The 22,506-nt window shown below is 70.7% G+C and carries 16 protein-coding genes; 5 read left to right on the top strand and 11 right to left on the bottom strand.

The window, feature by feature from the left end; all coding sequences use genetic code 11:
• Nucleotides 1–122: 122 nt before the first annotated feature.
• Nucleotides 123–1,277: a baeRF2 domain-containing protein gene (locus BLV72_RS34195; RefSeq protein ID WP_093467215.1), complete on the bottom strand. Its 1,155-nt coding sequence runs from the start codon at nucleotides 1,275–1,277 to the stop codon at nucleotides 123–125.
• Nucleotides 1,278–1,406: 129 nt separating this feature from the next.
• Here BLV72_RS34195 and polX point away from each other — a divergent pair, with 129 nt between their 5' ends.
• Both polX and BLV72_RS34185 read left to right on the top strand, forming a co-directional pair.
• Nucleotides 1,407–3,152 (top strand): DNA polymerase/3'-5' exonuclease PolX, encoded by a 1,746-nt coding sequence (gene polX / locus BLV72_RS34190; protein WP_093467214.1) that lies wholly within the window; start codon nucleotides 1,407–1,409, stop codon nucleotides 3,150–3,152.
• A complete protein-coding gene (locus BLV72_RS34185; protein WP_093467212.1) occupies nucleotides 3,149–3,931 on the top strand; it encodes a uracil-DNA glycosylase in 783 nt (260 codons plus the stop codon). Before polX ends, BLV72_RS34185 begins: the two co-directional genes overlap by 4 nt.
• Before the next feature lie 121 nt (nucleotides 3,932–4,052).
• Here the strand turns inward: BLV72_RS34185 and BLV72_RS34180 are convergent, their stop codons facing one another.
• The 7 genes from BLV72_RS34180 to BLV72_RS34150 all read right to left on the bottom strand — a co-directional run bounded on the left by BLV72_RS34180 (nucleotide 4,053) and on the right by BLV72_RS34150 (nucleotide 13,949).
• Nucleotides 4,053–5,633, bottom strand: a complete 1,581-nt coding sequence (locus tag BLV72_RS34180; protein WP_244321143.1) for a S1 family peptidase — start codon at nucleotides 5,631–5,633, stop codon at nucleotides 4,053–4,055.
• Nucleotides 5,634–6,124: 491 nt separating this feature from the next.
• A complete protein-coding gene (locus BLV72_RS34175) occupies nucleotides 6,125–6,475 on the bottom strand; it encodes an L-rhamnose mutarotase (protein WP_093467209.1) in 351 nt (116 codons plus the stop codon).
• Nucleotides 6,476–6,556: 81 nt separating this feature from the next.
• On the bottom strand, nucleotides 6,557–8,473 hold the full coding sequence (locus BLV72_RS34170) for a discoidin domain-containing protein (RefSeq protein ID WP_093467208.1): 1,917 nt from the start codon (nucleotides 8,471–8,473) through the stop codon (nucleotides 6,557–6,559).
• A gap of 861 nt (nucleotides 8,474–9,334) precedes the next feature.
• Nucleotides 9,335–10,699 (bottom strand): GH1 family beta-glucosidase, encoded by a 1,365-nt coding sequence (locus BLV72_RS34165; protein WP_208905818.1) that lies wholly within the window; start codon nucleotides 10,697–10,699, stop codon nucleotides 9,335–9,337.
• Nucleotides 10,700–10,728: 29 nt separating this feature from the next.
• The gene (locus BLV72_RS34160; protein ID WP_079059413.1) at nucleotides 10,729–11,589 is read right to left on the bottom strand and encodes a carbohydrate ABC transporter permease; all 861 of its coding nucleotides are present in this window, start codon (nucleotides 11,587–11,589) and stop codon (nucleotides 10,729–10,731) included.
• Between the two features lie 28 nt (nucleotides 11,590–11,617).
• A complete protein-coding gene (locus BLV72_RS34155) occupies nucleotides 11,618–12,616 on the bottom strand; it encodes a carbohydrate ABC transporter permease (protein WP_093467205.1) in 999 nt (332 codons plus the stop codon).
• 13 nt (nucleotides 12,617–12,629) lie between these two features.
• A complete protein-coding gene (locus tag BLV72_RS34150; RefSeq protein WP_093467203.1) occupies nucleotides 12,630–13,949 on the bottom strand; it encodes an ABC transporter substrate-binding protein in 1,320 nt (439 codons plus the stop codon).
• 183 nt (nucleotides 13,950–14,132) lie between these two features.
• Between BLV72_RS34150 and BLV72_RS34145 the strand changes: the two genes are divergently transcribed.
• Nucleotides 14,133–15,440: an ROK family protein gene (locus tag BLV72_RS34145; protein ID WP_093467202.1), complete on the top strand. Its 1,308-nt coding sequence runs from the start codon at nucleotides 14,133–14,135 to the stop codon at nucleotides 15,438–15,440.
• A 157-nt stretch (nucleotides 15,441–15,597) separates the two neighbouring features.
• Here the strand turns inward: BLV72_RS34145 and BLV72_RS34140 are convergent, their stop codons facing one another.
• From BLV72_RS34140 to BLV72_RS34130, 3 genes are all read right to left on the bottom strand, one after another.
• Nucleotides 15,598–16,650, bottom strand: coding sequence for a LacI family DNA-binding transcriptional regulator (locus BLV72_RS34140; RefSeq protein ID WP_093467200.1), 1,053 nt, complete (start codon nucleotides 16,648–16,650; stop codon nucleotides 15,598–15,600).
• Between the two features lie 83 nt (nucleotides 16,651–16,733).
• Nucleotides 16,734–18,482, bottom strand: coding sequence for a discoidin domain-containing protein (locus BLV72_RS34135; RefSeq protein WP_093470714.1), 1,749 nt, complete (start codon nucleotides 18,480–18,482; stop codon nucleotides 16,734–16,736).
• Between the two features lie 83 nt (nucleotides 18,483–18,565).
• Nucleotides 18,566–19,657 (bottom strand): DUF1996 domain-containing protein, encoded by a 1,092-nt coding sequence (locus BLV72_RS34130; protein WP_093467199.1) that lies wholly within the window; start codon nucleotides 19,655–19,657, stop codon nucleotides 18,566–18,568.
• 439 nt (nucleotides 19,658–20,096) lie between these two features.
• Here BLV72_RS34130 and BLV72_RS34125 point away from each other — a divergent pair, with 439 nt between their 5' ends.
• Together BLV72_RS34125 and aroQ are read left to right on the top strand one after the other, a co-directional pair.
• On the top strand, nucleotides 20,097–21,917 hold the full coding sequence (locus BLV72_RS34125; protein WP_093467197.1) for a coagulation factor 5/8 type domain-containing protein: 1,821 nt from the start codon (nucleotides 20,097–20,099) through the stop codon (nucleotides 21,915–21,917).
• Nucleotides 21,918–21,994: 77 nt separating this feature from the next.
• A complete protein-coding gene (gene aroQ, locus BLV72_RS34120; RefSeq protein WP_078639016.1) occupies nucleotides 21,995–22,468 on the top strand; it encodes a type II 3-dehydroquinate dehydratase in 474 nt (157 codons plus the stop codon).
• Nucleotides 22,469–22,506: the final 38 nt, after the last annotated feature.

The raw sequence follows: 22,506 nt of genomic DNA, 5'->3' as shown, positions 1-22,506 counted from the left end.
GCACCGCCAGGCGCGGCGCGGTCAGCCCGGCCGAGCGCGGAGCGGCCGAACATGGCACGGTGGGCGCGGCCCGCGGCCAGGCGCGGAGCGCTGACGCTCCGTGCCTGGCCCCCGCGCCTTGTTCAGCCGTGCCAGCGCAGCACCGCGCCCAGGCCCCCGGCCGGTCCCTTCAGTCCCTCGGGCACCACCAGCACCTCGGTGTCGGCCACCGCCGCGGACCGTATCAGCGCGTCGTCCGCGCGGGCGGGCTCGGGTGTTCTGACGCCCATGGCGCGCGCCTGCGAGCGCTGCACGGCCACCTGGTCGGCGTCGGGGCCGATCCACACCTCATGGCGCATATCGCCCCCGGCGGTGCCCAGCAGCAGCGTGGCCGCCTGATGGCTGCGCATGGCCGCCACGACCGCGGGCACCCCCTCCGCCGCCCGGCTGCTCGGCGGTCCGTCGCCGTCGTGCCCGCCCGGGCCCGGCCCGCCGGGGCGGCCCCGACCGGCGCGGAAGAGATCGAGGACCGACTCCAGATGGGCGCGGGCGTGCTCCGCCCTGGCATGGTCGATCTCCGCGTTCAGCAGCTCGGAGCAGCCGGAGGCCCTGCTGCCGTGGCGCATCTCCTCCGTCGTGGCGCGCAGCGGCTCGGGCAGCCGGTCGCGTACGGCCCGGCGCTCGCGCGGATCACCGGCCAGGATCAGCAGCTCGGCGTCGCCGTCCGACCACTGCCGCACCAGCTCGTCGGCCACGCGATCGGCGGTCTGCTCCCAGGTGTTCCCGACCCGGTTGCGGTAGTGCCACTCGTGGCGGTCGGCGGGCACCGACCGGTGCCCCCGGCCATGCGCCCTCCGCCCCGCGGCGCGGCCCGCCGGGCGGCTGCCGGTGTCGTCCCGCAGCTCCAGATCGGCGCCCGCCTGGTCGACGAAGGCCACCAGACAGGCCGGCCACTCGCCACGGAACGCGGCCAGTGGCGCCACCCGCGGCAGCATCGACCAGGAGGTCACCACATCGATCGGGGACGTGGCCAGCGGCAGGTCGAGCACCACCTCGCCATCCGCCGCGAACAGCGCCCGCCCCGCGGACGCCCTGGCCACCTGCTCACCTGCCAGCCGCTCGATCACCGCGTCACAGGTGGCGCGGTCGGCGCCCTGCTCGGCCAGCTGATCCGCCACGAACCGCTCCCGCAGCGTGCGCCGTCTGGGCGCGTCCTCCGTGCTGCGGGAGGTGTCCATGTACACACCCGCCCATGGACCGGGGCGATCGAACAACGGCTTCAGGAATCCAACGTCCATGACCTCCCCCAAACCCGGGGACACACACGGCGAACCGGCCGACCCGAATTCCGCGGATAGCCGTTTCGCTCCTGCCCCCAGCATCCCTCCACCTCACCGGGTTCGCCAGAGACGACTAGAATCGCTGGCATGGCTCGCTCCAATGAGGAGGTCGAAGCCCTCCTTCGCGAGTACGCCGATCTCCTCCTGATCACGGGCGGGGACGCGTACCGGGCGCGTGCGTACGAGAAGGCCGCCCGGGCGATCGGCGGCCATGCGGCCGACATCTCGCAGTTCGACGCGAAGGCGCTGCGGGACATCCCCAATGTGGGCCGGTCGATCGCCGACAAGGTGGTCGAGTATCTGCGCACCGGGACCATGCCCGCGGTCGAGGAGGCGCGCGCCGCGATCCCGGCCGGGGTGCGGGAGCTGACCGCCATCCCGGCGCTGGGGCCGAAGAAGGCCATGATCCTCTACGAGGAGCTGCAGATCTCCTCGATCGACCAGCTGGCCCAGGCGATCGAGGAGCACCAGCTGCGCGATCTCAAGGGCTTCGGGCCGAAGTCGGAGGAGAACATCCTCCACGGCATCGCGCTGATGCGCGCCGCGGGCACCCGCATCCCGCTCGACGAGGCCATGGACGTGGCCGATGACATCGTCGCCGCACTGTCCAAGGTGCGCGGCTGCCGGCGGTGTGCGTACGCCGGGTCGCTGCGCCGGATGAGGGAGACCGTGGGCGATGTGGACATCCTGGTCGCGGCGGAGGATTCCGGCCCGTTCATGGAGGCGTTCACCGGGCTTCCGCTCACCGCCGAGGTGATCGCACACGGCCAGAAGAAGACCTCGATCCGCACCACGAAGGGGCTGCAGGTGGATCTGCGGGTCCTGCCGCTGGACTCGTGGGGTGCGGGGCTGCTCTATTTCACCGGCTCGAAGGCGCACAACATCCGTATCCGCGCGATCGCGGTGCGCCATGGCCTCAAACTCTCCGAATACGGCCTCTTCGAGACCAAGAGCGGCAAGAGCATCGCCTCACGCAGCGAGGAGGATGTCTACGCCCGGCTCGGCATGGACTGGATCCCGCCGACGCTGCGCGAGGACCGGGGCGAGGTCAAGGCCGCCCTCGAAGGCCAACTCCCCAAGCTGGTCACGGAGTCGGACCTACGGGGCGATCTGCACACCCACACCAACCTCACCGATGGGCTGGAACCGCTGGAGAACATGATCACCAAGGCGGAGCGGCGCGGATACGCGTACTACGCCATCACCGATCACGCGCCCAAGCTGTATATGCAGCAGATGACCGAGGAGAAGATGCTGGCCCAGCGGGAGCGGGTGCGCGAGCTCGACCGGGGGCGCGGACGCGGGCAGACCCGGCTGCTGCACGGTGTGGAGCTGAACATCGACACCGAGGGAGACGTGGACTGGCCGCCCGAGTTCCTCGAGGACTTCGATGTGTGCGTGGCCTCGGTGCACACCCAGTTCAGCATGGACCGCAAGGCCATGACCCGGCGGCTGGTGCGGGCCTGCGAGAACCCGTACGTCCATGTCATCGGCCATCCGACGACCCGGCTGATCGGCAAACGGCCCGGTATCGACGCCGACTTGGACGAGGTGTTCGCCGCCTGCGCCCGCACCGGCACCGCGCTGGAGATCAACGCACATCCGGACCGGCTCGATCTGTCGGACGAGCACATCCTGCGGGCGAAGTCGTACGGGGTGGTGTTCGCCCTGGACAGCGACGCCCATTCGACCCGGGATCTGGACAATATGCGGTACGGGGTGGGCGTGGCGCAGCGAGGCTGGCTCACCCCGGACGACATCATCAACACCTGGCCGCTGACCCGATTGCGGCGTTTTCTGCGCAAGGACAAGGGGCAGCAGCCTTCTACATGACCACTTCCGAACCCGCGCGCTCCTACCCCGCCCGTCGGGCCCCCGGCGCCGAAACCCTCGCCGAGCTGGACGAAGCACTCATCGACTGCCGTGCCTGCCCCCGGCTGGTCGAGTGGCGGGAGGAGACCGCGCGCACCAAGCGCCGGGCCTTCGCCGACTGGGACTACTGGGGGCGGCCGGTGCCCGGTTTCGGACCACCGGACGCCTCGGTGGCGATCGTGGGCCTCGCACCGGCCGCCCACGGGGGAAATCGCACCGGCCGGATGTTCACCGGCGACCGGGCCGGCGACTTCCTGTACTCGGCGCTGTACGACCTGGGGCTGGCCAACCGACGCACCGCCACCCACCGCGGCGACGGTCTGGAGCTGCGCGGGGTCAGGATCACCTCGCCGGTGCACTGCGCCCCGCCCGCCAACCGCCCCACCCCCGGCGAGCGCGACACCTGCCGCCCGTGGCTGGCCCGTGAGCTGCGGCTGCTGCGGCCGACCGTACGGTCGGCCGTGGTGCTCGGCGCGTTCGGCTGGCAGGCCGTGATGCCCGCGCTGGAGGCGGCCGGATGGTCCGTGCCCCGGCCGCGGCCCGTGTTCGGGCACGGCGCGCGAAGCGTACTGCGGGCGGCCGACGGCGGGGCGCCGCTCACGCTGTTCGGCTGCTACCACGTGAGCCAGCAGAACACCTTCACCGGGCGGCTCACCCCGGCGATGCTGCGCGAGGTGCTGGGCGCCGCGGCGGAGGTGGCCGGGCTTCCGGTCTCCGGCCCGGATCCGGATCGGTCCTGAGCACCGCGGAATTCCGTCAGGGATTCTCAGGGAACCATGAGTGGCGGAGGGAGGTGGAGGCCCCGGGCACTGGGGCAGGAGGGCGCCCGGGGCCTCCGGTCATGGGGTGGGTCGGATCAGATCAGTTGAGACCCTGGCTCGCCTCGCTGCCGGTGTCACCGGCCCCGGCGGCGGCACCTGCGTCACCGGCCCCCGCGTTGCCCGCGTCACCCGCTCCGGCGTTGCCCGCACCGGCGGCATCACCGGCGCCACCGGCCGCGTCACCAGCGCCACCGGCCACTTCACCGGCACCGCTCGCCGCGTCACCGGCGCCACCGGCCGCCTCGCCAGCGCCCCCGGCCGCGTCACCGCCGCCGTCGCCTGCGCCTGCGCCGATGACCGCGCCGGTGGCCTCCAGCGCGCCGGTCACCGGCTGGAAGAACGTCTCGCCGCCCTGGGTGCAGTCGCCACTGCCGCCGGACGTCAGCCCGACCGCCGCGTCCTCGGCGAACATCGCGCCGCCGCTGTCGCCGGGCTCGGCGCACACATCGGTCTGGATGAGTCCGTTGACGATGTCGCCGTTGCCGTAGTTCACCGTGGCGTTGAGGCCGGTGACCGTGCCGTCGGTGACCCCGGTCGTGGAGCCGGAGCGCTGCACCTTCAGGCCCACGCTCGCCTCGACGGCGCGCCCGATCTCCTGGGTGCTGCCGTTCTGGAGGTCGACCGTGCTGGACGCCTGGGTGGTGGCGTCGTCGTACATCACCAGCGCGAAGTCGCTCTCGGGAAACTGGGAGTCCTGCACGGTGCCCACCTGCTGGGCGCCGGCCTCGTCCGAGGTCCAGGTCTGTGATGCGTTGCCACAGTGGCCGGCGGTCAGGAAGCCCGGCGCGCCGTCGACGTTGACGTTGAAGCCCAGCGAACAGCGAGCGCCACCGCCGAAGATGGCATCGCCGCCGTCGAGCCCTCCGGCGGCGGCGTCACCACCGCCCGCGTCGCCCGCACCACCGGCGTCCCCGGCGCCGCCCGCGCCCTGCTCCCCGTCGGCGGCGCCTCCGGCACCGGCGTCATCAGCACCGCCCGCCGCGCCCGCACCGGCGTCACCCGCGCCGCCTGCCGCGCCGGCGCCCGCGTCACCCGCCGCGTCCCCGGCACCGGCGTCGCCCGCGGCGTCCCCCGCGCCCGCGCCGCCGTTGTCGCCGGGCCGGACCACCTCCTCGCCGTCGAACTTCTTGAACTCGCCCTGGCTGCGCTTGACGCTGACCGTGCCCTCCATCTGGTCCGTGGCCTTGGTCAGCGTGGCCCACTTGGCGCCGGTCACCGTCCGGTCGGCGGTCACCTGGACCTTGTTGGTGACCGGGTCGATCGACCAGGCGGTGCCGGGCACCGACGCGTCGCTGCTCAGCGTCTTGGTGGCGGCCTTCAGGTCTTCCATGCTGTTGGACACGACCTTCGCCACGGCGCCCTTGGCCCGGACGCCCTCGGCGGAGTCCTCGTCCATCACATTCATGACGAGCCGGCGGTTGGCGTTGTCGTAGTACCAGCCCGCGCCGTTGTCACCGAGGTCCGCGGCGAGGCTCCTCGCGAGCTTCACCGCGACCGGGGACGAGAAGGTCGTGGCGCCCGACGTCTCGTCCGGGTTCGCATTCGCGTTGGGCAGCAGAATGGCCGCTGCTCCGAGCGCGGCGACGGCGGCTCCGGAAATGGCGAGGGTCCGCTTGTTCACACGTCGGTGGCTCAACTCACTGACCTCCAGTCGGGGATGCGCGGCAGGCGTGTGCGGAGCGCTTGCCGCGTTCCGTCACGCCCCCGCGCGGGCCACCACGTCGTACGCGGACGCGCTCGCCCCGTTCTCACCCGTACTCAAGGTCTGATGAATTCGCTGCGCCGAACGATTCGGATGGGTAGGCTCCGCCGGTTCGGCCGGTCGCCCTGACGCCTGCGGCGGGCTGTTCCCCTCCCCGCCCCTTCCCGCTACCGGGGGCTTCGCCCCTGGACCCCAGGGCCCGGAGCCCCGCCACGCGGCGGAGCCGCATATCGATGCCGAAAGGCGCGGGGCGAACAGCCTGCCCGACCGCTCCCGTTACCAGGGGCGAAGCCCCTGGTAACGCAATCCAGCCCCTCCGGCGTTTGAGGAGCGGGGACCAGGGGCGGAGCCCCGGTGGGGGCCGGGGCCGGGCCCCCACACGGCGGACACTCCATAGCCGGGAGCGCCCCCTATTCGGGCTCGGCGGCCTCGGCCTGGGCGCTCAGCACCCACACCTCGCCGAGCGCCATCCGCTCCGCCTCGGCGGGGGAGCCGCCGGTGTCCTCGAAGTGATCGACATAGGCGCCGATGAACTCCTGCCAGCGCTGGTTGGCCGGATCCTTGTCCAGCGCCGCCATCGCGGCCGCGAAGTCCTCGCAGTCCACGAGGTGGAAGAGATGGCGGCCACTGCGCCAGATCCGCCAGTCGGTGATTCCGGCCCGTCGCAGCGCATCCAGCAGGTCCTCCGGGACCGTGGCGTGCACCTGCTCATAACCGGACTCCTGGCCCTCCTTGAGAACCGAGTGCAACGCCACCCGCATGGCCGCTCCTCCTTCTTCCGCTGCCGCTTCCGCCGTCGGGCAGCCACGGTGACCGCCCGTCGACGTCCCATCATGCAGCGCTCAACCCTTCTGTTCGACGCGCACCCAGTCCACCTCCGCCTGCACTCCCCCCGCCGCGATCCGGTCGACGCTGGACTGCGGCAGACCCCAGTAGGGGGTGGTGACCTTGTTCCACCCGGCCGGATACGCCCCGCCCAGGGCGAGGTTGAGGATGACGTACTGGTTGTGGCCGAAGACCCACTGGCCACGGGTGGATTCGAGCTTGTTGCGGGTCGTCTCCTGGACCACCCGGTCGTCGACGAAGAAGCGCATCACGGTGGGTGTCCATTCCACCGCATAGGTGTGCCACTGGTCTGCGCGGCCGCCGCCCTCGTAGATCTGGCGGGCGCCGATGTTGCCGTCCGCCGAATAGCCGGGGCCGTGCAGGGCGGTGCTGGTCCAGTCCGCGTAGCCGATGTTCTCCATGATGTCGGTCTCGCCGGAGGACGGCCAGGACACCGACGGATCGTCCACATCGCTGCCCAGCAGCCAGAACGCGGGCCAGAACCCGTCGCCGACCGGCAGCTTCATCCGGGCGCTGACCCGCCCGTAGGTGAAGTCCATCTTGGTGTGGGTGTCGATGCGTCCGGAGGTGAAGTCGTAGGTGCCGCCGCCCGCCTGGGTGCAGCCCTTGCAGTACTTCGCCCTGAGGACGAGATTGCCGTTCTCGGTGCGGATGGTGTCGGAGGAGTCGACATACGCCTGCGACTCGCCGTTGACCGACCCCATCTCCTGGCCGGTCCGCACCACACGCCACTTGGAGCGGTCGAGGGTGGCACCGGTGAAGTCGTCGAGGAACGTCGTCCGGTAGGCGCCGGACTGCTCACCGGGGAGGGCGGGGTAGGCGGCGGAGGCGCTCCCGCCGGTGCCCCAGACCTGGAACTCGTAGAGCGAGTAGCCGAATTGAGCTGTGGCCGGGGCCGGGTTGTAGAAGGAGCGGCGCTCCTTGCCGAGCATGCGCACATAGCGGCCGGTGGCGGGCTGCGACAGCCTCACGGTGTCATGGCGGCCCACCGCGTCGGCGGGCGATTTGACGTCCGCGCGACGGGCGGCCACCTCGGCGGCGGAGGGCTGATACACCGTGCGCCAGGTGCGGTTGTCGTCGGACACCTGCACCTGGTAGTCGACGGCGTAGGCCGCCTCCCAGTAGAGGTCGACGGTGTCGATCGTGGAGGTCGCGCCGAGGTCCACCGAGACCCAGCGGTCGGCGTTCCAGTCGCTGGACCAGCGGGTCTGGTCGTCCTTGAGGTTGGCGGGCCAGCCGCCGTCGGTGAGGAAGGCGGGTGAATTGCCCGCGTGCTGGTAGTAGTTGGAGTAGGCGGGGTGGTTCAGGGCGAGGTTGGTGCGGGTCGTGGACGCCGGGGCGGGCTCTCCGCCGTAGACCTTGAACGAGTACAGCGAATAGCCGTAGGGAGTGCCACGCTCGATGCCCCGCATCCGTACGTAGCGGCCGGTGACGTCCTGCGGATAGGTGTGGGCGGTGAGGGATCCTCCGGTGCCGGCGTTCTCGGTGTAGAAGGAGGTCCAGTCGGTGCCGTTCTTCGACACCTCCAGGACGTATCTCTTGCCGTAGGCCGCCTCCCAGTCCAGGACGACCCGGTCGATCCGGATGGTGGCGCCGAGGTCGACGCGTATCCATGCGTCGTTGCTGAACGGGCTGGCCCAGCGGGTCGACCCGTTGCCGTCGAAGGCCAGGCCCGGCGCGGTGCCGTCGTTCTCGCTGCCGGATGCGGTGACGGCGTTGTGATTGGCGGCGTACGCGGCCGCCGCGCGGTCGGTGTCCCACGTCGCCTCGGCGGCGGCCTTGGCCTGGGTGGACTGGGACGCGGGCGTGGCGAGGGCCGGGTCCGTGGACAGCAGCGCCACGGTGGCCAGGGTGGCGAGGGCGCTCAGCAGGGTGCGGTGGCGGTGGCGCCGGCGTTGGGTACGGGATGGCATGCGGCTCTCCTTGAGGAGGTCGTGGGGTACACGTGTGGTGCCGAAGTGCGGTGGTGGTGAGATGGCTTCGTGTCGTGTGCCGATGTGCCGTAGTGCCGTGTGCCTTGTGCCGTGGTGCCGATGTGTTTTCCGTCGTGCCTGCGTGCTGTGGTGCGGGTGGTGCCGTCTGTGCGGGTCCTGGGGGCGTCCGGCGGGACTTTCCCCTCCCCGCCCCTTCCCGATACCAGGGGCTCCGCCCCTGGGCCCCGCTCCTCAAACGCCGGAGGCGCTGGATTGCGTTGCCAAGGGCTCCGCCCCGGACCCGCTCCGCAAACGCCGGAAGCGCTGGGATGCATTGGGGCACCGCCCCCGGAACCCACTCCGCAAACGCCGGAAGCGCTGGGGGGCGTTGGGGCACCGCCCCCGGAACCCACTCCGCAAACGCCGGAAGCGCTGGGATGCATTGGGGCACCGCCCCCGGAACCCACTCCGCAAACGCCGGAAGCGCTGGGATGCATTGGGGCACCGCCCCGGAACCCACTCCGCAAACGCCGGGAGCGCTGGGGTGCGTTGGGGCATCGCGCCCGGACCCACTCCTCAAACGCCGGAGAGGCTGGGCTGCGCCGGGCTGGATTGCGTTGTCTGGGGCTCGGTCCTGGACCCCGGGGTCCGGGGCCGAGCCCCGCCACGCGGTGGAGCCGCACCCGATGCCACGGAAGGGCGCGGGGAGGCGAACAGCCGCCCGGCCGTTCCCGTTACCAGGGCTTCGCCCCTGGACACCGGGGTCTGGGGCGAAGCCCCACCACGCGGCGGGACCGCATATCCGGGAAGGGGCGCGGAGGGGATAACTCGCCGCAGGCGTCATGATTCGTCGGGCGCCTCCTACGCCGCGTGGCGGGCCCGGCCGCGGTGGTCACGGATGATTTCCGCGTAGCGGTGGCCGGACCCCTTGATGGTGCGGGTCTGCGTGCCGTAGTCGACGTGGACGAGGCCGAAGCGCTTGTCGTATCCGTAGGCCCACTCGAAGTTGTCGAGCAGCGACCACGCGAAGTAGCCGGCCAGCGGGGCGCCCTTGCGGGCCGCCGAGGCGCAGGCCGCCAGGTGCTGGACGAGGTAGTCCTGGCGCTCGGGGTCGTCGATGGTGCCGTCCGGGCGTACGACGTCGGGGTAGGCGCAGCCGTTCTCGGTGACGTACAGCTTGCGGGCGCCGTATTCGCCGGTCAGGCGCAGCAGGAGGGTCTCGATACCGGTGGCGTCGATCTCCCAGTCCATGCCCGTGCGGGGTACGTCCGGGCGGCGGACGGCGCGGGCGTGGGGGGCCGGGCCGGTGGGGTCGTCGGTGACCGTGGCCGGGAAGTAGTAGTTCAGGCCCAGCCAGTCCAGAGGTGCGGCGATGGTCTCCAGGTCGCCGGGGCGCTCCGGCAGTTTGACGCCGTACACCTCGCGCATGTCCGCGGGGAAGCCGCGGCCGTGGACCGGGTCCAGCCACCAGCGGTTGGTGTGGCCGTCCATGCGGCGCGCGGCCGCCAGGTCCTCGGGCCGGTCGCTGGCGGCCTCGACGGTGTTGAGGTTGTTGACGATGCCGAGCTCGGCGTCCGGTGCGGCGGCCCGGATCGCCTGGGCGGCGAGGCCGTGGCCGAGCAGCAGATGGTACGAGGCGCGGACCGCCGCGGTCAGATCGGTGAGCCCGGGCGCCATCACACCTTCGAGGTGGCCGATCCAGGCCGAGCACAGCGGCTCGTTGAGGGTGGTCCAGTGGTGCACCCGGTCGCCGAGGCGGTCGGCCACCACCGAGGCGTACGCGGCGAAGTGTTCCGCGGTGTCGCGCACCGGCCAGCCGCCCCGGTCCTGGAGCACCTGCGGCAGGTCCCAGTGGTAGAGGGTGACGGACGGGGTGATGCCCGCCTCCAGCAGACCGTCGATCAGCTCGTCGTAGAAGGCCAGGCCCTTGACGTTGACCGGCCCGTCGCCGCCCGGCATCACCCGTGGCCAGGCGATGGAGAGCCGGTAGGCGTTGGTGCCCAGCCGCTTCATCAGCCCGATGTCGGAGCGCCAGCGGTGGTAGTGGTCGCAGGCCACATCGCCGTGGTCGTCGCCCGCGATCTTGCCTGGCGTATGCGAGAAGGTGTCCCAGATCGAGGGCGACCGTCCGTCCTCGGCAGCGGCTCCCTCGATCTGGTAGGCCGAGGTGGCCGTGCCCCACAGGAAGTCGTGCGGGAAGGCTGTGAGGTCCAGGAGTTCGGACACGTACGTCCTTTCGGAGGTGGGAAGGCCGGTCACTTCACGGCTCCGGCGGTGAGTCCGGCGACGAGGTAGCGCTGGAGGAGCAGGAAGCCCGCGACCACGGGGACACTGACGACGAGCGAGGCGGCCATGACCTGGTTCCAGTACACCTCGGTCTGGGTGGCGTACCCCTGGAGGCCGACGGCGAGGGTGCGGGTGGTGTCGTTGGTCATCACGGACGCGAAGAGCACCTCGCCCCAGGCGGTCATGAACGCGTAGACGGCGACGGCGACGATGCCGGGGATCGCGGCCGGGACGACGACCCGGAACAGCGCGCCGAGCGGTCCGCAGCCGTCCACCAGCGCCGCCTCGTCCAGATCGCGCGGCACCGAGTCGAAGTACCCGATGAGCATCCAGATCGAGAACGGCAGCGAGAAGGTGAGATAGGTGAGGATGAGGCCGCCGCGGGAGCCGAAGAGCGCGATGCCGGTGGCGTTGCCGATGTTGACGTAGATGAGGAACAGCGGCAGCAGGAAGAGGATCCCGGGGAACATCTGGGTGGACAGCACGGTGACCGTGAACACCCGCTTGCCCCGGAAGCGGTACCGGCTGACCGCGTACGCGGCGAAGACGGCGATCACCACCGAGCAGACGGTCGCGGCGCCCGCCACGATGACCGAGTTCACGAAGTAGTCGGCGAGCGGGACCGTCGACCAGATGTCGATGTAGGGGCGGATGGTCAGCCCGCTCGGCAGCCAGCGGAACGTCCCGGAGACGTCCTGCAGTGGCTTCAGGGAGCTGGAGACCATGACGTACACCGGCAGCAGGACGAAGCCGGTGAGCAGGGTGAGGAAGATCCGGCGGGCCCAGAGGAAGGACCGGGGGGCGGCCATCGGTGAGCGGGGAGGGGCCATCGGTGAGCGGGGCGGCGCCGGGGCGGTGCTAGACATCGGCCGTCTTCCTTCGTCGGGAGGTCAGCAGGAGGTACAGGCCCGTCACCACGAGCAGGAAGAGCAGCAGCAGAACGGACATGGCGGAGCCGGTGCCGAAGTTCCAGGTGGCGAATGTCGTCTGGTAGACGTGGATGGAGATGAGGTCCGCCGCCTCCGGCGCTGCCTTGCCGAACAGCACGTACGGGGTGTTGAAGTCGTTGAACGTCCACAGGAACAGCACCAGCACCAGCACCTGGTTGACCGGGCGCAGCGAGGGCAGGGTGATGCGGCGGATCTGCTGCCACATCCCGGCGCCGTCGAGGGCGGCCGCCTCGTAGAGCTCCTTGGGGATGTTCTGCAGACCGGCCATGACGACGAGGAACGCGAACGGCCAGCCCTTCCACACCGACACCGTCAGCAACGCGATGAAGCTGTTGTCGCCGATCAGCCAGAACGAGGGCTTGTCGGTGAGGCCGAGCTGGTCGTGGAGGACGTGGTTCACCAGCCCGTTGTCGTGCTGGAACATGAAGGCCCAGGTGATGACGGCCGTGTAGACGGGCAGCGCGTACGGGACCAGGAACAGGGTGCGCAACAGCCCTCGTCCGCGGAAGGTGTCCTGCAGGAAGATGGCGGCGGTGGTGCCCAGCAGCCAGCACAGCCCGACCGACAGCACGGTGAAGCCGCAGGTGACCCAGAACGAGTGGAGCAGCGCCTCCCCGGCCGGGGCGTTGATGTCCACCGAGATCTTGTAGTTGTCCCATCCGGACCAGGGCGCGGCGCCCCAGTCCCGGATGGAGAACCGGGTGAGCGCCTTGAAGCTCATCAGGATGCCGATCACCATCGGCACCAGGTGGACCAGGAGCTCGAGGACGAGGGCGGGCAGGAGCAGCAGATACGGCAGTCCGATGCGGCGGATCCGCCCGGGGCGGCGCGGGCCTCGCGCCGCCCCGGGGGTGCTCCCCGACACCGTCCGCCGGTCTGTCTCAGCGGTCGCGGTCGTGGTGGTCATGAGGTGTCCGCACTCACTTCGCCGGCATCTGCTGCTGGGCCTTCTCCAGCTTGGCCTTGACCGACTCGGTGGTCACCGGGCGTCCGCCTGCGGCGTCCGCGAGCAGCTCCTTGACGGCCGTGCCGACGGAGGTCTCGAACTGCGACTCGTCGGCCACCTGCGGCAGCGCCGCGGCGCTCTTGGCGAGGGTGTCCCGCAGGGCGGCCGTCGCCTTGGTGTTGAAGGCGGGGTCGGACTGGGCCGCCTTGACCGGCGGGATGGAACCGTACGCCTTGTTGAGGATCTTCTGCTCGGCGTCGCTGGTCATGAACTTCACGAACTTCAGGGCGCCGTCGTGGTTGTCGGTGTTCTTGAAGACGGCCAGGTTGATGCCGGCGACCATCGAGTTGACGGAGGTGCCGGAGCCGGGGGTGCCGGAGCGGACGGGCGCCGGGGCCACGCCCCATTCGTCGTCCTTCATGCCCAGCGAGGCGAGGGTGGCGGAGGCGGTCTGCCACAGGACCATCGCCGTCTTCCCCTTGGCGAAGTCGCTGAGGGACTGGTTCTGCGCGTACTCGGCGTTGCCCGGGGCGATGATCTTGTCCTTGGCCATCAGGTCGACGTACTGCTTGATGGCGGTGACCGCGCCCTCGGAGGTGAAGTCGGGCTTGCCGTCGGCGGTGAAGAAGTCCGCGCCGTGCTGCTTGGCGAAGACGAAGACCTGGTGGATGTTCTCCGAGAGGTTCGCGCCCTCGGCGCCGAGGCCCCACTTGCCGTCCTTGGAGAGCTTCTTGCCGTCGGCGACCAGCTCGTCCCAGGTGGCGGGCGGCTTGGAGATGCCCGCGTCGGCGAACATCTTCTTGTTGTAGTAGAGCGCGTACGCCATCGAGTACAGCGGTACGGCGGCCGGGTCCTCGCCCTGCGCCCCGGTCGAGCCGAGGGCGGAGTCCACGAAGCGGTCCTTGCCGCCGATGCTGCCGAAGTTCTTGGTGTCCCACGGCAGCAGCGCCCCGGACGCCTGCAGCGAGGCGCTCCAGGTGTTGCCGATGTTCAGAACGTCCGGGCCCTGGCCGGAGGTGGTCGCGGTGAGGATCCGGTTCAGCAGCTCGGACCAGGGAATGACCTCCAGCTTCACTCTGATCCCGGTCTGCTTCTCGAACTTGTCGAGTTCGGGCTTCAGGACCTTCTTGTCCACCGTGATGCTGGCGCCCTGGTTGGAGGCCCAGTACGTGAGCGTCTTCGGCGAGTCGTTGGAGCCGCCGCCGTCCGTCGAGGAACCACCTCCGCACGCCGAGGCGGCAAGGGCGAGTGACAAGGTGACGGCGCCTATGGCCGCGGCTCGGATCCTGCGCATGGCTCCAGGTGTCCCTTCCGGGAGTGGTGAATGCCAAGAAGGGCCCGGGCACGCCAACCGCGTTCAACTCCCGAAGCCGCTCACGGCTTAATTTAGGACGTGAGTTAAACCTCAAGAGAAGGTCGCGTCAAGAGATCCGGCGGAGGTATCTTGCGGCGCGGAGCCGGGACTTGAGGAGGCCAGGTGGCAGCGCACAACGGGCGTAACGTTCGTGACCTGCGGCGGGAGAACCGCGCCGCCGTGCTGCGTCGGTTGTATTTCGACGGGCCGATGAGCCGCTTCTCGCTGGCCCCCGCGACCGGGCTGAGTTCAGGTTCCATCAGCAATGTGGTCGCCGAACTGCTCACCGAGGAGTTGGTGGAGGAGGCCGGAAGCATCGACTCCGACGGTGGCCGCCCCCGCACCCTGCTGCGGATCACGCCGCACAGCGGCCACATGATCGGGGTGGATGTCGGCGAGACCCGGGTCCGCGTCGAGCTGTTCGATCTCTCACTGGCCGAACGGGCGCGCGCCGACCGGCCGTTGCCCACCCGCGGGGCCGGGCGCCACGTGCGCTACGACAGCGAACTGATCGCGGGCCATATCCGCGACGGCATCGCGGAGGTCCTGGAGGCGGCCGGGCGCGACCCCGCGCGGCTCCTCGGCGTCGGCATCGGCGTCCCCGGCATCGTCGAACACTCCGGGGAGGACGGAGCGGTGGTGCACGGCCAGCCGATCGGCTGGGAGGCGGTGCCGCTGGAGCGGATGCTGCGCGGATCGGGCCATCTCCCGGACGAGGTCCCGTACTTCATCGAGAACGGCGCCAAGACGCTCGGGCAGGCCGAGATGTGGTTCGGCGCCGGGCGCGGTGCGCGCAACGCGGTGGTCGTGCTCTTCGGATCCGGCGTCGGCGCCTGCGTCGTCACCGACGACGTCGAGCACGGCCGGGCGGTGGAGTGGGGCCATCTCACCGTGCGGGTGCGGGGCCGCCGGTGCCGCTGCGGGGCGCTGGGCTGTCTGGAGGCGTACGCGGGCGCGGAGGCGCTACTGGAACGCTGGCAGGAGGCGGGCGGGCAGCCGCCGCCCGACACCGACGAGGAGACCGCCCTGACGGCGATGCTGGCCGCCGCGTACCCCGCGGACGGCGGCGCCCCGGATCCGGTGGCGGCCGCCGTCCTCGCCGAGACCGCGGAGTATCTGGGCGCCGGGCTGTCCGACCTGATCAATCTCTTCCAGCCCGAGCGCATCCTCGTCGGCGGCTGGGCCGGTCTCCAGCTCGGCGCGCGTTTCCTGGACTCGGTGCGCGGCCACGCGGTGTCCTACGCGCTGCCGTACCCCTCCGGGCGGGTCGGCATCGACCTGGGCGCGCTGGGACCGGACGCGGTGACGGTGGGCGCCGCGATCCTGCCGCTCGCCGCGTTCTTCGCCCGCGGTGGGCGCCGCCTGCCGCCCACCCCCGCGCCGGAGCCGTCCCCGGCGTGGCGCGCCACGCTGGGCACACGGCTGGCGTAGGGGGTACGGGCGCGGCTGGCGCGGGGGCTACATGTGCGTCTGGTGCTGGAGCTACGGGGACGTCCGGGCGCAGGGCTGCGTCCGGCGCGGGGCCGTCCGGGCGCAGGGGTCACGCGCACGTCCGGCACAGTGTCCACGCACACGTGCGGCGCAGACGCTACGCCGACTCCCGTACCACCAGCTCCGGTTCGAAGAGGACCGAGGCCGGTTCGGTGCGCAGGCCGTGGACGTGCTCGTCGAGCAGCCGGGCCATCGCCGCCGCCATGTCCTCCACCGGCTGGCGCACCGAGGTCAGCGGTGGCCGACACGTGGCGGCCACACTGGAGTCGTCGAAGCCGACGACCGCGACATCGTCGGGCACCCGCCGGCCGCGCTCCCTCAGCACCTGGCAGACCCCTTGGGCCATCAGGTCGTTGGCGGCGAACACCCCCTCCACATCGGGGTGTTCGGCCAGCAGCTCGGTCATCGCCGCGACCCCGCTGTCCAGCGTGAAGCCTCCCTCGGCCACCGGCACATACGGATGGCCGCCGCGGGCCATGGTGTCGCGGAATCCGGCGAGCCGCTCCTGGCTCGCCGCCACCGCCCACGGCCCCGACACGGTGGCCACCTTCCGGCATCCCCGGGCCAGCAGACACTCGGCCGCGAGGCGGCCACCGTCCCAGTGCGCCAGGTCGACATGGCTCAGCGCGACCGGCCGTACGGGCCGGGCGAAGAGCACGGCGGGCAGTCCGGCCTCGGCCAGCAGCGCGGGCAGCGGATCGTCGGGGTGGGTGGACACCACGAGCGCCCCGTCCGCGTTTCCCTGCCGCAGATACCGCAGCACCTCCTGCCTGGCCTCGGGGGACTCGGCGAACATCAGCACCGGGTGCGTCGAGCGCGGCCGCAGGAATCCCACCACCCCGCCGACCACCCGGCCGAAGAACGGATCGGCGAACACCCGCGCGGCGAAGGCGTTCTGCTCCTCCTCCGAGGTGTCCCCGGTGCCGTCCCCGGCCCCGGAGACGACGAGCGCCACGGTGCCGGTGCGCCGGGTCACCAACGATCTGGCCGCCCGGTTGGGCGCGTAGCCGGTGCGCTCGATCGCGACGCGGACCTGGTCCTGGATGGCCGGATCCACGTTGCGGACGCCATTGACGACCCGGGACACCGTCGCCCGGGAGACACCGGCCTCCCGGGCGACATCCTCCAAGGTCGGGGCGTGTCGGTTCATGCCCGCACCCTAGTGGCAGCGCGCCCCGAGGGCATAGAGCGCTCTCCCGCCACCGCCGGGGAGGCGTCACCACCGGCCATGGATCAGTGGTAGACGCCGAACTCGTAGAGCGAGTAGCCGTATCCGGTGCCCCGGGCCGTGCCGTGAACGCGGACGTAGCGCCCGGTGCCGGAGACGTCGAAGTCGTCCACACCGCCGTTGCCGTCGGTCACCTCACGGATGGTGCGCCAGCTCTGGCCGTCGTCGGAGGTCTGGAGGGTGTACGCCTTGGCGTAGGCGGCCTCCCAGACCAGCTGGACGTGGGTGAGGGGGGTGGATGTGCCGAGGTCCACCTGGAGCCACTGCGGATCGCTCCAGTCGGCCGCCCAGCGGGTGTCCGCCCTGCCGTCCACGGCGTTGGTGGGGGTGCAGGGGCAGTCGCCGCCACCCGTCTGGTACGAGGAGGCGGTGGCCGGCTTGCCGAGGGCCACATTGGTGCCGTTCACGGCGGGCGGGACGACCCGTATGGAACGGGTCTCGATGCCCACGTTGCCCTTGCCGTCGGCGGCCTTGACGTAGACCTTCCACACGCCGGGGCGGTCCGGCGCGGTGACCCTCAGCCGGCCGCCGCCGAGGTCGGTCGCAGGCAGCGGGACGAGCTTCTTGTCCTGGTCGAGGTACATGCTGCTGCCCAGCACCTGGTAGGAGAGGGCGTCACCGTCGGGGTCGGTGGCCTTGACCGTGAGCGTCAGATCGCGGCCCGCCTCCACCTTGGCGGGGTCGCCGTCCACGGCCAGTGAGGAGATGACCGGCGGGGTGTTGTCATGCGAGGTGTCCGCGCCGTACGCCTTCTTCACCGCGTAGTACGACAGCCGCTTCTGACCGGCGGGCAGCAGGTTGAACCAGACGCCGCCGAAGTCGTCCTCGGTGCCGTAGTGGAACATCGTGGCGCCGAGCGCGACGCCCCGGTGGCCGGTGACGCAGTTCCACGCCTTGGTGTAGCCCGCGGCCTTGGCCTGGTCGGTGGGCTCCGCCGGCACGCCGTTGGCGTCGTCGGGGACCTCCCACTCCCCCGCGGGGCCGGTCTCGGTGACGATGTACGGCTTGGTGTATCCGCCCTGTTCCCAGGTGGCCTTGATGTCGCAGACGGCGTTGTAGGAGTTGACGGCGTACAGGTCCAGGTCGGGGGCGTTCCTCTGGTAGTACGGCCAGGCGCCGGTCCACGCGTCGGTGGAGGTGACCGGGTGGTCGGGGTCGACACCATGGATCTTCTTGGCGATGTCGTTGACGAAGGTGGTGTAGGCGTCGCGCTGCCGCTCCAGCTCATCGCCGCTGTAGCAGTTCTGCAGGCCGAGCACCGACTCGTTGCCGACGTTCCACATCAGCACGCCCGGGTGGTCCTTGTACGTGGCGACCCACTTGGGGAACTCGGCGAGCATCTGGTCCTTGTAGGCGGTGTCCGTCCGGTAGTTCACACAGCCGCCGCTGCCCGGGCCGCCACCGGGCTGCAGCCAGAAACCGGCGATCACCTTGATGCCGTTGGCGGCCGCGGAGTCGAAGAGGGGTTTGCTGGTGGCGTCGGTGCCCCAGGTACGGAGGGTGTTGACACCCATGGACCGCAGATCGGGCAGATAGCGGTCGGCGTCCGCGATGGCGGGGCCCCAGGTCAGGCCCTTGATCTGATACGGCTGGCCGTCCACGGTCAGCCGCCAGTCGCCCTGGGAGCCGGTGACCTTGACGACGCTTCCGGCGGCGTGGGCCGGCTGGCCGGGCAGCGCGAGGGCACCGGCGGCCAGCAGACCGGCGGTGAGGGGCGCCGCGATACGGCGTGGGGCGGTACGGGTCCGGGTCATGGTGGTGTCTTTCGGTGTGTCGGGGGAAGTGGAGTGCGGCGGCCCGGCCGCGGTGGTCTCCGCACCGGCGGCCGGGCCGTGGTTCACGGCAGCTCGTAGTTCTCGTCCAGGGCCGCTCCGGCCTCGGGGTGGGTCTGGTCGTAGCCGCGGGCGTCGCACTGCAGCGCCCCGACGACGCAGTGATCGACGAGCGCCTTGAGCGTGGGCGCGTCCCAGGCGTTGAAGAAGTCGTAGTGGAACGACCAGCTCGGGCCGCTGGCCAGCCGCGCGTGCGAGAGGTCACCGTTGACCGGGAAGGCCATCTTGAACTCGACCATCGGCAGCGCCACCGGGTGGTCGGCCGGGCACACGTTGTTGTTCGTGCCGGGGTTCACCACGGGGTAGGCCATATGGCTGCGGTGGCCGGGCGTGTCCAGGTACTTGCCGTCCCAACAACTGGGCGCCTGGAAACGGATGTTGAGCTGGACCTCGGGTCGGCTCGGGCAGTCCTTGGGGAACTCGATGTTGAAGAAGCTGTCGCCGCACTCCCAGCCCTCCACGAAGCCGGGGTGGTGGCGGAACTCCTCGGCGGTCTGCATCGGATCGCCCACCACGAAGCGCAGCCCCTTGGGGAACGGCCGCACACTGGTGTAGTCGGTCACGCCCGCCTTGTAGTAGATGGTCTGCGGACCGATGGGCAGCACCGGCCGGTCGGCGTTGAACAGCGTGGGCATCCAGTAACCCGACTTGTCCCCCGGCGCCTTGCAGGTGGTGCGGCCGGCGTCGAGGGAGGCCGTGGTGCTCGCCGCGTCGGTCGTGGTGTTGCCCATGAAGGTGTGATCATGGGACGCGCCCGGCTGCTGCGGGTACACGATGGGGTCGTCCGGCTTGGTGTGGCTCACCGAGCAGTTGGCCTGGAACTCGTGGAAGTAGCGGTGCGGCGGCTCCTTCGTGGACGGTGTGACGCCGGTGACCGGCGGGTTCGCGGGGATGTAGCCGTCGCCGTCCGGGTCCTCGGGCGAGGAGGACGACGGCGCCGCCATGACGTGTCCCGCGTGGGCGGCCGTGACGCCGCCGCCCGCGGGCTTCGCCGGGGGCGCTTCGGCGCTCATCGCGATACCACCGAGCCCGAGCGAGGTCAGCAGTAACGCGCCTGCGATCAGAGTTCCTGAAACGATCTTCGATCTCCGTGCCATGGAGACTCCTGCCACGTGGCGAGAGGGTGAAGGTGGCCAGGCGGCCGTACACCGCGAGGACTCGCGGCGCCGTGGGTGCGGGCCGGGCCGCCCGTATGACGGGCCGTCGGGCCCGCGACAACAGTGGGAGAGCGCTCTCCAAGACGGGAGTGTCCGGGCGGGGACACAAAGGTGTCAAGGCGTCGAGCGGAAAGGATCAGACGCCGACTCCGCTTACCTCTTGAACACAACATCCATGGACACGGGCAGCCGCGAATCCGCCCCAAGTGCGCCCGAACTACCGGATTTTCCAGGCCAGTTGATGTTCAAAAGGCAACAACACCCACAGACTGCGGTCACAACTCTTGACGAGTCGTTCACATGGATGAAGCATGCGACGGCAAGAGAGCGCTCCCTTACCTCCATCCCGTTCATTTACTGAACCAGGAGAGACGCCCCCATGACGCCTTCCCCCACGCCCTCTTCCCCCACGCCCTCTTCCTCCGGCCGCTCCCCGGTCGGCCGCCGGGCGGTGCTCGGCGCCGCGGCCGCCGTCGCATCGGCCCCCGCCCTCGCCGGCCTGGCCACTCCCGCGTCCGCCGCCCCCGCGGGCCGGGGCAAAAGCCCGCGGGCGCTGCCGGGCGGCGGCGACCTCGGTCCGAACGTCATCGTCTTCGACCCGTCCACGCCCGGCATCCAGGCCAAGCTGGACGAGGTGTTCAAGAAGCAGGAGTCGGCGCAGTTCGGCACCGGGCGCTACGCCCTGCTGTTCAAGCCCGGGTCCTACAGCGGGCTCAACGCCCAGATCGGCTTCTACACCTCCATCGCCGGGCTGGGGCTGTCCCCCGACGACACGACCATCAACGGCGACATCACGGTGGACGCCGGGTGGTTCAACGGCAATGCCACCCAGAACTTCTGGCGTTCGGCGGAGAACCTCGCGGTCGTCCCCGTCAACGGCACCAACCGCTGGGCGGTGGCGCAGGCCGCGCCCTTCCGGCGGATGCACGTCCGCGGCGGGCTCAACCTCTCCCCCAACGGCTACGGCTGGGCGAGCGGCGGTTATATCGCGGACAGCCGCATCGACGGCCAGGTCGGACCGTACTCGCAGCAGCAGTGGTACACCCGCGACAGCGCGATCGGCAGCTGGCTCAACGGCGTGTGGAACATGGTGTTCTCCGGCGTGGAGGGCGCGCCCGGGCAGAGCTTCCCGAACCCGCCGTACACCACGCTCGACACCACCCCCGTCTCCCGGGAGAAGCCGTTCCTGTACCTCAACGGCAGCGAGTACCGGGTCTTCCTGCCCGAGAAGCGGACCAACGCCCGCGGGGTCACCTGGGGCAACGGCACTCCCAGAGGCACCTCGCTGCCGCTGTCGCAGTTCTACGTGGCCAAGCCCGGCGTCTCCGCGGCCACCCTCAACGAGGCGCTCGCCCAGGGGCTCCAGCTGCTGCTCACCCCGGGGATCTACCACCTCGACCGGCCGATCCAGGTGAACCGGGCGAACACCGTCGTCCTCGGGCTCGGCTACGCCACGCTCATCCCCGACAACGGCGCCACCGCGGTGAAGGTCGCCGATGTGGACGGGGTGCGGCTGGCCGGTTTCCTCATCGACGCCGGACCGGTCAACTCCGCCACCCTGCTGGAGGTCGGCCCGGCGGGAGCCTCGGCCGACCACTCCGCCAACCCCACCACCGTCCAGGACGTGTTCATCCGCATCGGCGGCGCGGGCCCCGGCAAGGCCACCACCAGCATGGTGATCAACAGCCGTCACACCATCGTCGACCACACCTGGGTCTGGCGCGCCGACCACGGTGACGGGGTCGGCTGGGAGACCAATCGCGCCGACTACGGAGTCCGGGTCAACGGCGACGACGTCCTCGCCACGGGGCTGTTCGTGGAGCACTTCAACAAGTACGACGTGCAGTGGTACGGGCAGCGGGGCCGCACCATCTTCTTCCAGAACGAGAAGGCGTACGACGCCCCGAACCAGGCGGCCATCCAGAACGGCTCCATCAGGGGCTACGCGGCCTACAAGGTGGCCGACTCGGTGACCACGCACGAGGGATGGGGGCTCGGCAGCTACTGCTACTACAACGTCGACCCGAGCATCGTGCAGCACCACGGCTTCGCGGCCCCGAACGCGTCGGGGGTGAAGTTCCACAATCTGCTGGTCGTCTCGCTCGGCGGCCAGGGCCAGTACGAACGCGTCATCAATGACACCGGATCTCCCACGTCGGGCACCTCCACCGTGCCGTCGACCGTGGTGTCATATCCCTGATCTACGATGCGTCGCGGGCCGGTGTCTCCGGTGAACCGCCCTCGACGTACCGACCGCCCAGGAAGGACCACCACGCCATGGCGACCACCCCCGTGCGCGACCGTTCCACGATCATGGTCCTGAACGGGCCGAATCTGAACCTCCTGGGCCGCCGGCAACCCGAGATCTACGGCACGGACACCCTGGCCGACATCGAGAAACTGGTCGCCGTGACAGCCGCCCCGCACGGTCTGACGACCGACTGCCGGCAGAGCAACCACGAGGGGCAGCTGATCGACTGGGTCCATGAGGCGCGTGAGCACCACGCGGCGGTGATCATCAACCCCGCTGGCTACTCCCACACCTCCGTCGCGCTGCGCGACGCCCTGGCGACCTGCGACGGTCTGCCGATCGTGGAGGTGCACATCTCCAACATCCACCAGCGGGAGGCGTTCCGGCACCACTCCTATGTCTCCGCGCTGGCCAACGGGGTGATCGCCGGATGCGGTGTGCAGGGCTACGCGTTCGCCGTCGAGCGGGTGGCCGCCCTGCTGGCCGCCGCCAAGGCGTAGACGTCCGACGCGCCTGGCCCATCCGGCACTCCGGGCCC

It is taken from the genome of Streptomyces melanosporofaciens, assembly GCF_900105695.1.
In the GTDB taxonomy this organism is placed as follows: Bacteria; Actinomycetota; Actinomycetes; order Streptomycetales; family Streptomycetaceae; genus Streptomyces; species Streptomyces antimycoticus.
The sequence above is the reverse complement of the archived record's forward strand: the minus strand, read 5'-3'. Positions and strand labels throughout refer to the sequence as shown.